This is a genomic window from Neobacillus sp. MER 74 (assembly GCF_023714155.1).
Genome location: NZ_JAMAUV010000002.1, coordinates 116,947 through 129,724, shown reverse-complemented (window position 1 = coordinate 129,724; position 12,778 = coordinate 116,947). Strand labels below are relative to the sequence as shown.

The 12,778-nt window shown below is 38.0% G+C and carries 16 protein-coding genes; 15 read left to right on the top strand and 1 reads right to left on the bottom strand.

Translation table 11 applies throughout. From position 1 onward, the window contains the following. Nucleotides 1–101 precede the first annotated feature (101 nt). The 5 genes from M3610_RS04905 (at nucleotide 102) to ypjB (ending at nucleotide 3,647) form a co-directional block, all read left to right on the top strand. Nucleotides 102–608: a QcrA and Rieske domain-containing protein gene (locus M3610_RS04905; protein WP_285850948.1), complete on the top strand. Its 507-nt coding sequence runs from the start codon at nucleotides 102–104 to the stop codon at nucleotides 606–608. Nucleotide 609: 1 nt separating this feature from the next. After that, nucleotides 610–1,284 (top strand): menaquinol-cytochrome c reductase cytochrome b subunit, encoded by a 675-nt coding sequence (qcrB, locus tag M3610_RS04900; protein WP_026563914.1) that lies wholly within the window; start codon nucleotides 610–612, stop codon nucleotides 1,282–1,284. Nucleotides 1,285–1,347: 63 nt separating this feature from the next. Next, nucleotides 1,348–2,121 (top strand): menaquinol-cytochrome c reductase cytochrome b/c subunit, encoded by a 774-nt coding sequence (locus M3610_RS04895; RefSeq protein WP_098574792.1) that lies wholly within the window; start codon nucleotides 1,348–1,350, stop codon nucleotides 2,119–2,121. A gap of 80 nt (nucleotides 2,122–2,201) precedes the next feature. Then, complete coding sequence (lhaT, locus tag M3610_RS04890; protein ID WP_251456949.1) at nucleotides 2,202–2,795, top strand: lipoprotein heptaprenylglyceryl N-acetyltransferase LhaT; 594 nt, start codon at nucleotides 2,202–2,204, stop codon at nucleotides 2,793–2,795. Between the two features lie 66 nt (nucleotides 2,796–2,861). After that, a complete protein-coding gene (ypjB, locus tag M3610_RS04885; RefSeq protein ID WP_251456948.1) occupies nucleotides 2,862–3,647 on the top strand; it encodes a sporulation protein YpjB in 786 nt (261 codons plus the stop codon). A 34-nt stretch (nucleotides 3,648–3,681) separates the two neighbouring features. Here the strand turns inward: ypjB and M3610_RS04880 are convergent, their stop codons facing one another. Then, a complete protein-coding gene (locus M3610_RS04880) occupies nucleotides 3,682–4,554 on the bottom strand; it encodes a YitT family protein (protein WP_098574790.1) in 873 nt (290 codons plus the stop codon). Nucleotides 4,555–4,768: 214 nt separating this feature from the next. Here M3610_RS04880 and M3610_RS04875 point away from each other — a divergent pair, with 214 nt between their 5' ends. The 10 genes from M3610_RS04875 (at nucleotide 4,769) to panD (ending at nucleotide 12,674) form a co-directional block, all read left to right on the top strand. Further along, nucleotides 4,769–5,095: a nucleotide pyrophosphohydrolase gene (locus tag M3610_RS04875; protein ID WP_180230147.1), complete on the top strand. Its 327-nt coding sequence runs from the start codon at nucleotides 4,769–4,771 to the stop codon at nucleotides 5,093–5,095. 5 nt (nucleotides 5,096–5,100) lie between these two features. Next, complete coding sequence (gene dapB / locus M3610_RS04870; protein WP_251456947.1) at nucleotides 5,101–5,904, top strand: 4-hydroxy-tetrahydrodipicolinate reductase; 804 nt, start codon at nucleotides 5,101–5,103, stop codon at nucleotides 5,902–5,904. 11 nt (nucleotides 5,905–5,915) lie between these two features. Continuing rightward, complete coding sequence (gene mgsA, locus M3610_RS04865; RefSeq protein WP_098574787.1) at nucleotides 5,916–6,332, top strand: methylglyoxal synthase; 417 nt, start codon at nucleotides 5,916–5,918, stop codon at nucleotides 6,330–6,332. Further along, entirely contained in the window at nucleotides 6,325–7,035 is a 711-nt protein-coding gene (gene bshB1 / locus M3610_RS04860) for a bacillithiol biosynthesis deacetylase BshB1 (protein WP_098574786.1), read from the top strand. The genes mgsA and bshB1 overlap by 8 nt, the downstream gene beginning before the upstream one ends. Before the next feature lie 2 nt (nucleotides 7,036–7,037). Beyond that, on the top strand, nucleotides 7,038–8,165 hold the full coding sequence (gene bshA, locus M3610_RS04855; RefSeq protein ID WP_098574785.1) for an N-acetyl-alpha-D-glucosaminyl L-malate synthase BshA: 1,128 nt from the start codon (nucleotides 7,038–7,040) through the stop codon (nucleotides 8,163–8,165). Nucleotides 8,166–8,175: 10 nt separating this feature from the next. Next, nucleotides 8,176–9,375, top strand: coding sequence for a CCA tRNA nucleotidyltransferase (locus M3610_RS04850; protein WP_251456945.1), 1,200 nt, complete (start codon nucleotides 8,176–8,178; stop codon nucleotides 9,373–9,375). Continuing rightward, nucleotides 9,360–10,337: a biotin--[acetyl-CoA-carboxylase] ligase gene (locus M3610_RS04845; RefSeq protein WP_098574783.1), complete on the top strand. Its 978-nt coding sequence runs from the start codon at nucleotides 9,360–9,362 to the stop codon at nucleotides 10,335–10,337. The genes M3610_RS04850 and M3610_RS04845 overlap by 16 nt, the downstream gene beginning before the upstream one ends. Before the next feature lie 243 nt (nucleotides 10,338–10,580). Continuing rightward, nucleotides 10,581–11,417, top strand: coding sequence for a 3-methyl-2-oxobutanoate hydroxymethyltransferase (gene panB, locus M3610_RS04840; RefSeq protein ID WP_098574782.1), 837 nt, complete (start codon nucleotides 10,581–10,583; stop codon nucleotides 11,415–11,417). Then, a complete protein-coding gene (panC, locus tag M3610_RS04835) occupies nucleotides 11,414–12,262 on the top strand; it encodes a pantoate--beta-alanine ligase (RefSeq protein WP_251456943.1) in 849 nt (282 codons plus the stop codon). The genes panB and panC overlap by 4 nt, the downstream gene beginning before the upstream one ends. 28 nt (nucleotides 12,263–12,290) lie before the next feature. After that, nucleotides 12,291–12,674, top strand: coding sequence for an aspartate 1-decarboxylase (gene panD, locus M3610_RS04830; protein ID WP_251456942.1), 384 nt, complete (start codon nucleotides 12,291–12,293; stop codon nucleotides 12,672–12,674). Nucleotides 12,675–12,778 lie beyond the last annotated feature (104 nt).

The following is a 12,778-nucleotide window of genomic DNA, read 5'->3' as shown; positions in this document are numbered from 1 at the left end:
CCTAACTTGCAGATTGATATATCATTGTTATGTCCTAGTTTTATATGTGTTTAAATTTGTCCGTCGGACTTAACTTCGTGAATAGAGGGGGGGATATAAGCATGAGTAAGCAACGCGTTTCAAGACGTCAATTTTTAAGCTACACATTAACAGGAGTAGGCGGCTTTATGGCAGCTGGTATGTTAATGCCAATGGTAAGATTTGCAGTTGATCCAGTTTTAAAGGCTGAAGAAGGCGGAGATTTCGTCGCAACAAAACAAAAGGTTTCTGAAATAACTAACGAACCGGTTCGAGTTGACTTTAGCTTTAAACAAAAGGATGCATGGTATGAGTCAGAGGTTACGGAGACTGCCTGGGTTTATAAGGATGATGCAGGTAAAATTGTAGCCCTTTCACCTGTGTGTAAACATTTAGGCTGTACTGTTAACTGGAATACGGACAAGGAACATCCAAATCAATTCTTTTGTCCATGTCACTATGGCCGTTACACAAAGGATGGAACCAACGTTCCAGGTACACCACCACTTCACCCGCTTGATGTATATCCATTTAAGGAAAAAGACGGTTTTCTTTATTTAGGTAAAGCTGAACCACGGAAGGAGGCGTAACATGTTAAACAAGATTTACGATTGGGTAGATGAACGTTTAGATATTACGCCTTTGTGGCGCGATATCGCAGACCATGAAGTACCTGAGCATGTTAATCCAGCGCATCACTTTTCAGCGTTTGTATACTGCTTTGGAGGTCTAACATTCTTCGTAACAGTCATTCAAATTCTCTCTGGTATGTTTTTAACTATGTACTATGTACCAGATATTAAAAATGCATGGGAATCGGTTTATTATCTTCAAAATGAAGTTGCTTTTGGACAAATTGTACGTGGAATGCATCACTGGGGTGCAAGTTTAGTACTTGTAATGATGTTTTTACATACACTACGTGTTTTCTTCCAAGGTGCTTACAAGAAACCTCGTGAACTAAACTGGGTAGTCGGAGTGCTTATTTTCTTCGTTATGCTTGGCTTAGGATTTACTGGTTACTTATTACCATGGGATATGAAAGCGTTATTTGCAACAAAAGTAGGTCTGCAGATTGCCGAAGCAACACCGTTTATCGGTACACAGGTTAAGGTTTTACTTGCAGGTCATGAACATATTGTTGGTGCCCAAACATTAACCCGTTTCTTTGCGATTCACGTGTTCTTCCTGCCAGGTGCACTGCTTGGATTAATGGGAGCCCACTTCTTAATGATTCGTAAACAAGGTATTTCTGGACCACTATAAAAAACGTTTTTTCTCAATCGATGTTTTTTCTACTAACTACGGAAAAAGGAGGGGGATTGCTCGATGCATCGCGGTAAAGGATTAAAGTTCGTTGGTGATTCACGTGTTTTAGCACCTTCTGAACGAAAAAAAATGATTCCGAAAGATTACTCTGAATACCCTGGTAAAACAGAGGCGTTCTGGCCTAACTTCCTTTTGAAAGAATGGATGATAGGAGCTGTATTTCTTGTCGGCTTTTTATGTTTAACTGTTGCCCATCCGGCTCCGCTTGAAAGGATAGCGGATCCGACTGATACTGGTTACATTCCATTGCCAGACTGGTATTTCTTATTTTTGTATCAATTACTAAAATATTCATATGCATCCGGACCGTATACAGTTATCGGAGCTATGATTATGCCTGGACTTGCATTTGGAGGCTTACTATTAGCTCCATTCCTGGATAATGGTCCTGAACGTCGTCCAATGAAGCGTCCGATTGCAACTACAGCTATGCTTTTGGCATTAGCTGCCACCGTATTTTTAACTTGGGAGTCTGTTGCGACCCACGACTGGGAACAAGCTGAGCGCCAAGGTAAAATTGTTGAAAAGGTTGATATTGATAAGTCGAGTGCCGGCTACAAAATTGCTAGTGCGAATACATGTATAACTTGTCACGGTGAAGATCTTTCCGGAGGTGCCGGTGCTCCTGCATTAGTTGGAACTGGTCTATCTGCTGAAGAAGTAGCGAAAATTGCTAAAGAAGGTAAAGGTGGAAAAATGCCACCCGGAATCTTCAAAGGTACTGACGAAGAACTTAAAACACTTTCTGAATTTATCTCAGGCCTTGGTAAGTAATAATCGAATTATTGAAAAGCTGACGAAAGATCGTCAGCTTTTTTTCTTCATGAAAAATCAATCCTGGAAGGAGCATGCTTGTGAGTTGGATTTATCCTCTCTTGGCCCATAGGTCAATTATTAAGCTGCTATTATTTATAAATATAGCTGGAACTATATATGGGTATTACTGGTATGGGTGGCAACTAAAAGAAACACCTGCAATTTTCCTGGCATTCGTTCCCGACAGCCCTACCGCTAGTTTATTCTTTGTTTTCGTTTTAATTGCCTTTCTATTACGGAGAAACTGGCCTTTAATAGAGGCTCTGGCGATTGTCACACTTTTTAAATATGGAATTTGGGCAGTGGTGATGAACATTCTAGTCTACTTTGTCCAAGGGGAACTTGATGCAGTTGGCTATATGCTAATATTTTCCCATTTTGCAATGGCTGTACAAGGGATTTTGTATGCTCCATTTTATCGTTTTAAATGGTGGCATTTAATCATAACAGCTGTTTGGACATTACATAATGATGTGATAGATTATGTTTTTTTCATGTTGCCGAGCTATCATATGCTTGATCGCTACACTCCGCAAATTGGCTATTTTACATTCTGGCTTTCGATTTTTTCTATTGCCCTTGCCTATTATTTTTCCATTCGGTCCAATCGGTACAAGCTTGAAATAAAATAATCCAAAATGGTCTAACCTTGTCCACCCCTACATACATTTTATTAGTAATGAAAGGGGGGACAAGGATTGAAAATCAAATGGTTATTTTTATTTGCAATTATCATGATGCTTACTCCCACATCTATTTATGCAGAACAACAATCGCCAATGGAGAAGCTTGATGATATTTCAGATGAAGCACTCCAAATGGTGAAGTTTCATAGATATGAAGATGCGAAAAGACTCCTTGATTATTTTTCAAATCAGTTCACAAGTATTGCTGGTACGGATCCACCATTAACCATGGATGAAGTGAGAATAATTAACACCTCCCATGATGAAGCAGTGGAAGCGGCAGTTAGTTCCAACATGAAATATGAGGAACGAATAAATAAATTAGTCAAATTTAGACTTGTTATTGATGCGATTGCTACAAGTCATCAACCCCTATGGGTTGAAATGGAAGATCAAATTATGACTGCTTTTCATCAAGCGAAAGATGCCGCTAAAAAAGGTGATTCTGGAAACTTTCATACAAACTTCAATTCATTTTTATCTTTGTACAATGTCATCTATCCAAGTATGAAAATTGATGTGTCCGTAGAAAATGTACAAAAATTAGATGCACGGATTGATTTTATAAATGAATACCGTTCCCTAGTAGTAAATGACACTAAAAGTCAGCAGGAATTGGATAAACTAGATACGGACTTAGTCAAACTCTTTTCTAACATGGAAGAGGATGAGGCAGATCCTAACATTTGGTGGGTTATTATATCCACTGGAAGCATTATTATCATGACATTATCCTATGTGGGTTGGAGAAAATATCAAGGTGACAAGAACCAGAAAAAAGACCGTTCGAAAGATTGATACTAAAAAAGCAATGTCAAACGACATTGCTTTTTTAATCTACTAACGGCATTTTATTTTCGTCAAGGGTAAATCCTTCTCCATGAACATCGTGAACAATAGTAATTGAAACAAAGGCATGTGGATCGACCGAGGTGATTACATTTTTTAACCGAACGATTTCATTTTTAGCCACAACACAATATAAAACCTCACGTTCACTTTTTGTATATGATCCATAACCTTTTAAGGCAGTAACTCCTCGGTCCATTTCCTCCATAATTTTTGCGGCAATTTGTTCGTTTTTTTCCGAAATAATCATTGCCCCTCTTGCAGAATAGGCACCTTCTAAAATGAAATCGATGACTCTTGCACCAATAAAAACAGCAACAAGTGTATACATTGCCTGTTTATAATTTAAATATGTAACTAGAGATAACGCGATAACACATGCATCAAATAAGAACATCGTTTTCCCCATATTCCAGCCTGCATATTTCTGGACGAGCCTTGCAATAATATCGACTCCTCCCGTAGTTCCACCATAACGAAAGATTACTCCTAAACCAACGCCTGTAAAAACTCCAGCAAATAATGCTGCTAATGTTAAATCACTTTCAAGTGGCATATCTATTGCATAGCGTTGAAATATCCACAAAAAAATCGATACTCCTACCGTTCCTATAATGGTGTATAAAAATGTATTCCGTCCTAACAATTTCCACCCGATAAAAAAAAGTGGAATATTTAAAAATAAATTTGAATATGACGGATCCCACTTGAACAAGAAATAAAATAATAGAGCAATCCCAGTGAAACCACCTTCAGCCAACTTGTTTTGCATATTAAAATTCACAAGTCCAAACGACATGATTGCAGCCCCTAAAAGGATAAATAATATGTTTTTAAATTTAAGTCCTGATATCATTCATAACCCCCCTCTGCCATAAATTCTCTTATCTGGCGATTTTTATTATATCGAATTAAAAATGCTAGAGCAATGAGTAGTGAAAAAGACTAAAAATAATTGAAAACATTTGTAAAACCGAGATAATTTAGCTAACATAAACAATGAATAAGAAAATGGGCATTAGTATCAATCATATTAACGAGGTGAAGGCAAATTGGCCAATGAAAAGACAATGAAAGAACTTCAGCAAGAAGTAGATTTGTACATTAGTCAATTTAAAGAGGGGTATTTCAGTCCACTGGCAATGCTGGCGCGACTTACAGAAGAACTAGGGGAATTTGCTAGAGAAGTAAATCATTATTATGGAGAGAAACCCAAAAAAACTAGTGAAACTGAAAAAGCGATTGAGGAAGAACTGGGAGACCTTTTATTTGTCTTAATTTGCTTTGCTAATTCTTTAAATATTAGCCTAGAAGATGCACATGATTATGTCATGGCAAAATTTAAGACAAGAGACAAAAATCGTTGGACTAGAATTAACGAAGAAAAAATGGAGTGAATGCGATGGAAAAGATTAAAATTATTATTGCAGGCCCTCGTGGAAGAATGGGGAGCGAAGCTGTAAAGTTAGTCACAAATACTGATAATTTTGAATTAGTTGCTGTTGTGGATCATAAGTATGACGGAATCATGTTAAGCGATTTGGAAGGTTTTCATTCAATACATAATGTGCAAGTTTATTCAAATATTGAAACATGTCTGCAAACAATCCAAGCAGATGTATTAATTGACTTAACCACACCTGAAGTGGGCATGCATCATACCAAAACAGCACTCTCTTACAATGTGCGGCCTGTTGTAGGTACAACAGGGTTTACCGCTGATGAATTAGAAGAATTAGAGCGTATTTGTCAGGAGAAAGAACTGGGGTGTATTATTGCTCCGAATTTTGCTATAGGTGCGGTTTTAATGATGAAATTCTCTCAAATGGCTGCCAAATATTTTGAGGATGTTGAAATTATCGAATTACACCACGACCAGAAGCTGGATGCTCCGTCAGGAACAGCGGTAAAGACGGCGGAAATGATCTCAACTGTAAGAGAAGCAAAAAATCAAGGCCACCCAAATGAAAAAGAAACAATCGCAGGAGCGAGGGGGGCAAATTTTGATGGGATGCATATTCACTCGGTTCGATTGCCGGGATTGGTTGCACATCAACAGGTGTTATTCGGTTCAGATGGTCAGACTTTAACAATCAGGCACGATTCCTACCACCGAGGGTCGTTTATGTCAGGGGTAAAAGTGGCAGTTGAGTCTGTGATGACACATAATGCCTTTGTTTATGGCCTTGAAAATATTTTAGGATAGGAGGAAATATAATGAATATTGCATTAATTGCTCATGATAATAAGAAAAATGATTTGGTGCAGTTCGCGATTGCCTATCAGAATATTTTTTCGAAGCACTCTTTATTTGCTACTGGAACAACAGGGCAAAGAATTAGTGATGCAACAGGATTGAATATTACACGGTTTCAATCCGGACCGCTTGGTGGTGACCAGCAAATTGGTGCGATGATTGCTCAAAATGAAATGGATGCTGTTTTCTTTTTTCGAGATCCATTAACCGCACAGCCGCATGAACCAGATGTTACTGCATTAGTAAGACTATGTGATGTATACTCCATACCCCTTGCAACCAATATGGGAACTGCGGAATTGCTTATAAGAGGTTTAGAACTCGGGCTGATTGAATGGAGAAATATAATTAAAGAGAATGGTGGACATAATGAATAATCAACACCTTCAAGTCCTTGCATTTGGTGCCCATGCAGACGATGTCGAGATAGGCATGGCAGGGACAATCGCAAAATTTACATCTGAGGGAAAACGTGTAGGTATCTGTGATTTAACAGATGCCGACCTTTCTTCAAATGGGAATATAGAGCTCAGAAAGTCTGAGGCGGCAAATGCGGCTGAAGTTCTAAAAGTTTCGTGGCGGTCCTCGCTGGGTTTTCCGGATAGGGGCTTATACCTTAATGAAGAATACATAAGAGAAATTGCAAGGGTAATAAGAATAAACAAGCCTCAAATCGTGTTTGCACCTTATTTTGAAGACCGTCATCCAGACCATGGAAATTGTGCTAGTTTAGTGGAAGAGGCAGTTTTTTCAGCTGGAATCCGAAAATATGAAACAGATGGAAATGAACCTGCTCACCGAGTGGAAAGAGTTTATTTTTATATGATTAATGGTTTTCACAAACCCGATTTTGTTATCGATATTTCACAATACATAGATTTAAAGCTCGAAGCATTAAGGGAGTATAAGAGCCAATTCCAGCAAACAGAAGAAACCCACAATACTCCACTTGTTAATGGGTATATTGAAACAGTCGAGGCAAGGGAAAGAATGTTTGGCAAGCTTGTTGGTGTTACATTTGCTGAAGGGTTCAAAACGAAAGTTCCCATTCTTTTGAATCGAGATTTGATAGGAGAATAACCATGAGGAAATTAAAAATTGGAATTACTTGCTATCCAACAGTAGGTGGTTCAGGGGTGGTAGCAACGGAATTAGGAAAAATGCTGGCTGAAAAAGGTCATGAAATTCATTTCATTTCATCAAGCATCCCTTTTAGGTTGAACAAAATTTATCATAATATCTATTATCATCAAGTTGAAGTGAATCAATATTCCTTATTTCAGTACCCACCCTACGATATTGCTTTAGCAAGTAAAATGGCGGAAGTTGCTAATCGGGAAAAATTAGATCTACTTCACGTTCATTATGCTATTCCTCATGCGGTTTGTGCTATATTAGCCAAGCAAATGAGTCACCGAGATTTTAAAATAGTCACTACCCTGCACGGAACAGACATAACCGTTTTAGGGTATGATCCTTCGTTGACAGATGCAATTAAATTTGGAATAGAAAAATCTGATGTGGTAACTGCTGTATCGAATTCGCTTGTGAATCAAACTTATGACCTCATCAATCCTGATAAAACAATCGAAACTGTCTATAATTTTATTGATGACCGCGTCTATAAAAAAACTGATGCACTTGGTTTAAAGTCAGATTTTGAAATAAGGGAAAACGAGAAGGTAATCATACATGTTTCAAATTTCCGTCCAGTAAAGCGCGTGAAAGATGTAGTAAAATCTTTTTCAAAGATTGCATCTGCAATGCCTGCAAAATTACTATTGGTCGGTGATGGTCCCGAAATGACTATCGTTTGTAAGCTCGTCAGAGAGTTGGGCTTGGAAGATCAAGTCATTTTTCTTGGTAAACAAGAGAGTTTAGAGGAATTGTACTCTATTAGTGATTTAATGTTGTTATTATCAGAGAAAGAAAGCTTTGGACTTGTTGCACTAGAAGCGATGGCTTGTGGTGTCCCTTGTATCGGGACGAATGTTGGCGGTGTTCCAGAGGTTATTAATCATGGTGTCAATGGATTTATTTGTGAAGTAGGTGACATAGAGGATATTTCTAGTAGAGCATTAGCGGTTTTAAATGATGCGAAGCTTCATCAGCAATTTTCTCAACAGTCCATTTACACAGCAAAAACAAAATTTAAAGCAGATCAAATCGTTGAACAGTATGAGCAAATATATTTTAATATACTGAATTAAGGTGAAGGAAATGACAGACCCATTCTTAACTGCAATTCCTGTCTTAGAAAAGCTAGAGGACGCCGGTTATGAGGCCTACTTTGTTGGCGGATCAGTTAGAGATTTTCTTTTAAATAGAGAGATAAATGACGTGGATATTGCGACAAGTGCAACTCCAGATGAAGTGAAAAAAATCTTTCCAAAAACAGTAGATATTGGAATAGAACATGGAACAGTTCTAGTCCTGGTTACTAATGGGGCATATGAAATTACTACCTTTAGGACAGAATCGGAGTATGAAGATTATCGTAGACCTAAAGAGGTTACGTTTATTCGGAATTTAAAGGATGATTTGCAGCGCAGGGATTTTACAATGAATGCCATTGCAATGGACAGAAATCGGAAACTGATTGATCCTTTTAACGGATTTTTAGCTATACAGAATAAATTAATTCAAACAGTCGGAAGTCCAAGTGACAGGTTCCAAGAAGATGCCTTAAGAATAATGAGAGCCGTACGTTTTGTAAGTCAACTTTCATTTCAAATAGAAGCGGGAACTATCACCGCATTAGCCAATCAGGTTCATTTACTTGAGAAAATTGCTGTGGAGAGAAAAAAAACAGAGTTCGAAAAACTGTTAATCGGTAAAAACAAACAAACCGCGTTAAATATCCTTCTAGATACAAGCATTTTTTTATATTTGCCTGGTTTAAAAGGAGAGAGGAAGTCTTTAGAGAAACTGATTCGCTTTGAAAGTATCCCTCTTAATATTAATGAAATGTGGTCATTATTAATTTTCTGTTTACAGTTTAAAGAAAAAGAGATCGAGGTATTTCTAAAAGACTGGCGGCTTTCAATTAAGGAAATAAGAGAAATTGGACGAACGGTCCATTTCTTATATAAAAGACTTGAACAAGAATGGTCTATCTATGATCTCTATGCTGCAGGTCGTGATACAATCCTTTCAACAGAAAGACTCTACCTTGTGATTAACCAAATAAAGGATATTCGATCAATTGAACATTGGGGAAAAATGTATGATTCTCTTCCGATTAAAGAACGTGCAGAAATAAATGTATCAGGAAATGACTTAATGGATTGGTTCAATAAAAGAGGCGGACCATGGCTAAAGGAAACCCTATTAGAAATTGAAAATAACATCTTATCTTGTCAACTTCCTAATAACAAAGAAAAAATCAAGGAGTGGCTAATGAAGTGCAATCAGAAATAAGAAAAGAATTAATTGATGCCTTTACAAATGCCGGAGATGCCTTTTTGTCAGGTCAATATCTAGCTGAACTCATTGGCTGCTCTAGGACGGCAGTTTGGAAGCATATAGAGGAACTAAGAAAAGAAGGCTTTGAATTAGATGCAGTTAGAAATAAGGGATATCGGATTCTAAAGACCCCAGAAAAAATAACTGCCGATGAAATAAGACTGGGTCTAACAACTCACTTCATGGGGAGGAATATCCATTATGAGGAGACTGTTGAGTCAACTCAGAAGATAGCCCATCGCATGGCTTCTGAAGATGCACCAGAAGGAACGGTCATCATTGCAGAAGAGCAGTTGTCAGGCAGGGGAAGAATGGCCCGTAAATGGCATTCTCCAAAATATTCAGGTATTTGGATGAGCATGATCCTGCGCCCCAATATACCTCTTAGTAATGCGCCACAATTGACATTATTAGCTGCAGTTTCCATTGTTCAAGCCATTGAAGAAATGACAGACTTAGTCCCAGATATTAAATGGCCTAATGATGTTCTAATTAGCGGAAAAAAAGTCACTGGAATATTGACTGAGCTACAAGCTGAGGCCGATCGAATTCATTCCATTATTATTGGAATTGGTATCAATGTGAATCAAAAGTTAGAAGATTTCCCAGCAGAAATTCAAGATATTGCTACGTCCCTTTTTATTGAGAAAAAAGACACTGTCTCGAGAGCGGAATTAATTAGAACGATCCTAAAGAACTTTGAAAATTTGTATACAATGTATCTGGAACAGGGCTTCTTGCCAATAAAGCTTTTATGGGAAGGTTATGCCAGCAGTATCGGCAAGTACATAAAAGCGAGAACATTGACAAATACCATTGAAGGTATTGCGCTAGGTATCACAGATGATGGTGTGTTGAAACTGGAGGATCAGACTGGATTCATCCACCATATTTATTCAGCGGATATTGAGTTATAAGACTTGAACTTTTCGAGAAATTTGCTATAATTCATTCCAATGGGCAGTATCCATAGTGAACTGCACCTTAATGAAGTAACCAACAATTAAAAAAGGTTTCTGCCTAGATCCGTTTAACGGACCGGGACAGAGGGATGAAGCTTGAATTGAGTAATAGGGATCCTCTGCCTTCAGAAGGATCTTTTTATTTGCTCTTCGAAATCTTCATATCCCCTCTCCCAACAAAAAAGGAGGGAAAAATGGATGAAGCAAGCAACAGATTTTTTAAAAATGAAGGAAAAAAATGAAAAAATAGTCATGTTAACAGCGTATGATTACCCCTCTGCTAAACAAGCAGAAGAAGGTGGAGTTGACATTATTTTGGTGGGTGATTCCCTTGGTATGGTTGTCTTAGGGTATGACTCGACCATACCGGTGACACTTGAAGACATGATCCATCATACGAAAGCAGTAAAACGAGGTGCAAAGGATACATTTATTCTCGCGGACTTGCCATTCTTAACCTATCATTTATCCGTCCGTGATACATTAATGAATGCAGGCAGACTCATTCAAGAAACAGGCGCACATGCGGTGAAACTTGAGGGTGCAGATGATGTCCTAGAAAAAATAACTGCTCTAACGAAAGCAGGCATCCCTGTGTGTGCTCATTTGGGGTTAACTCCACAATCCGTTGGTGTATTAGGCGGGTATAAAGTACAAGGGAAAGATGCTGAGGCAGCAAGGAAATTAATAGATGATGCGAAGAAATGTGAACAAGCAGGAGCTTTCGCCATCGTTCTTGAATGTGTCCCAAAACAATTGGCTGAAGAAATTACACAAAGTCTTTCAATACCTATCATTGGTATTGGTGCCGGGATTGATGTGGACGGTCAAGTGCTCGTGTATCATGATATTCTTGGTTATGGTGTTGAGCGTGTACCGAAGTTTGTGAAACAATACCATTCCGTAAATCCATTTATGCTTGAATCTATTCAAGCTTATGCAGCAGATGTTAAAAATAAACAGTTTCCAGAAGATAAGCATTCATTCACAATGAAGGAGCAGGAACTGAAAGGGCTTTATGGAGGTATAAAATGAAGGTAGTTACCACAATTAAAGACATGCAAGCGTTAATTTTGAAACAAAAGTCCCAAGGAAAATCGATTGGCTTTGTTCCAACGATGGGTTTTCTGCATGAAGGCCATTTGACGCTTTTAAATAGAGCTAGAAAAGAAAATGATATCGTCGTCCTTAGCATTTTTGTTAATCCGTTGCAGTTTGGTCCGAAAGAGGATTATGCTGAATATCCCCGTGACTTTGAGCGTGACCGTGCATTGGCTGAAAGTGAAATGGTAGATTTTCTGTTTTATCCAAGTGTAGAAGAAATGTATCCGACCAGCCCTTCAGTCAAAGTTACCGTACAGGAGCGCACAGATGTATTATGTGGAAGTTCACGCCCTGGCCATTTTGATGGCGTTGCAACAGTTATAACAAAATTCTTTAACATCATTATGCCAACACGTGCTTATTTTGGGAAAAAAGATGCCCAGCAAGTTGCGGTTATTGAAGGGTTAATTTCAGATTTTAATATTCCTGTAAATCTGGTAGCAGTAGATATTGTCCGGGAAAATGATGGACTGGCTAAGAGTTCTCGAAATGTTAATCTCTTGCCGACAGAAAGAAAAGAAGCACCTGTTCTTTATCAAAGTCTTCAAGCAGCAAATGCAGCGATTGATAAAGGAGAGAGAGATCCTATTAAAATAATTGATATGATTCGCGAAGTGATTGGCAATGAATCATCGAGTGTCATTGATTATGTCCAAATCTACTCCTATCCACAATTAAAACCATTGGAAAAATTAGAGGGTACAATTATTATTGCTCTCGCTGTAAAATTTACGAAGGTTCGTTTAATAGACAACATCATTACAAAAATAGATTGATAGGTAAGAGGAAATGGAGGAAGAGGATATGTTTCGCAACATGATGAACGGAAAGATCCACCGTGCCACTGTTACTGAGGCAAATTTAAATTATGTAGGAAGTATCACAATTGATGAAGATATTTTAGATGCAGTTGGAATGATTGCTAATGAAAAGGTTCAAATTGTTAATAATAATAATGGTGCACGCCTAGAGACTTATATTATTCCAGGTGAAAGAGGCAGTGGAGTTATTTGTTTAAATGGTGCTGCCGCCCGTCTTGTTCAAAAAGGTGATATCGTGATTATCATATCCTATGCGTTGATTTCTGAAGAAAAAGTAGCAGCACATAAACCAAAAGTGGCGATCATGGATGAAGGTAATCGGATTAAAGAACTGATCCATGCTGAACCAGCACTAACGATTATGTAATCCCCGTTCAGGGGATTTTTCTTTTTTAACGAGGGTTTTATATAATATATGTAGTAACATTAATCAAAAAGTTTGTGGTAGAATCAAAAGCTTATAGTAGTGTA

What these genes read in the sequence shown, in the direction of transcription:
- M3610_RS04905 (WP_285850948.1), top strand. Translation starts at nt 102, where the DNA reads ATGAGTAAGCAACGCGTTTCAAGACGTCAATTTTTAAGCTACACATTA.
- qcrB (WP_026563914.1), top strand. Translation starts at nt 610, where the DNA reads ATGTTAAACAAGATTTACGATTGGGTAGATGAACGTTTAGATATTACG.
- M3610_RS04895 (WP_098574792.1), top strand. Translation starts at nt 1,348, where the DNA reads ATGCATCGCGGTAAAGGATTAAAGTTCGTTGGTGATTCACGTGTTTTA.
- M3610_RS04880 (WP_098574790.1), bottom strand. Translation starts at nt 4,554, where the DNA reads ATGATATCAGGACTTAAATTTAAAAACATATTATTTATCCTTTTAGGG.
- M3610_RS04875 (WP_180230147.1), top strand. Translation starts at nt 4,769, where the DNA reads ATGAAAGAACTTCAGCAAGAAGTAGATTTGTACATTAGTCAATTTAAA.
- dapB (WP_251456947.1), top strand. Translation starts at nt 5,101, where the DNA reads ATGGAAAAGATTAAAATTATTATTGCAGGCCCTCGTGGAAGAATGGGG.
- mgsA (WP_098574787.1), top strand. Translation starts at nt 5,916, where the DNA reads ATGAATATTGCATTAATTGCTCATGATAATAAGAAAAATGATTTGGTG.
- bshB1 (WP_098574786.1), top strand. Translation starts at nt 6,325, where the DNA reads ATGAATAATCAACACCTTCAAGTCCTTGCATTTGGTGCCCATGCAGAC.
- bshA (WP_098574785.1), top strand. Translation starts at nt 7,038, where the DNA reads ATGAGGAAATTAAAAATTGGAATTACTTGCTATCCAACAGTAGGTGGT.
- M3610_RS04850 (WP_251456945.1), top strand. Translation starts at nt 8,176, where the DNA reads ATGACAGACCCATTCTTAACTGCAATTCCTGTCTTAGAAAAGCTAGAG.
- panB (WP_098574782.1), top strand. Translation starts at nt 10,581, where the DNA reads ATGAAGCAAGCAACAGATTTTTTAAAAATGAAGGAAAAAAATGAAAAA.
- panC (WP_251456943.1), top strand. Translation starts at nt 11,414, where the DNA reads ATGAAGGTAGTTACCACAATTAAAGACATGCAAGCGTTAATTTTGAAA.
- panD (WP_251456942.1), top strand. Translation starts at nt 12,291, where the DNA reads ATGTTTCGCAACATGATGAACGGAAAGATCCACCGTGCCACTGTTACT.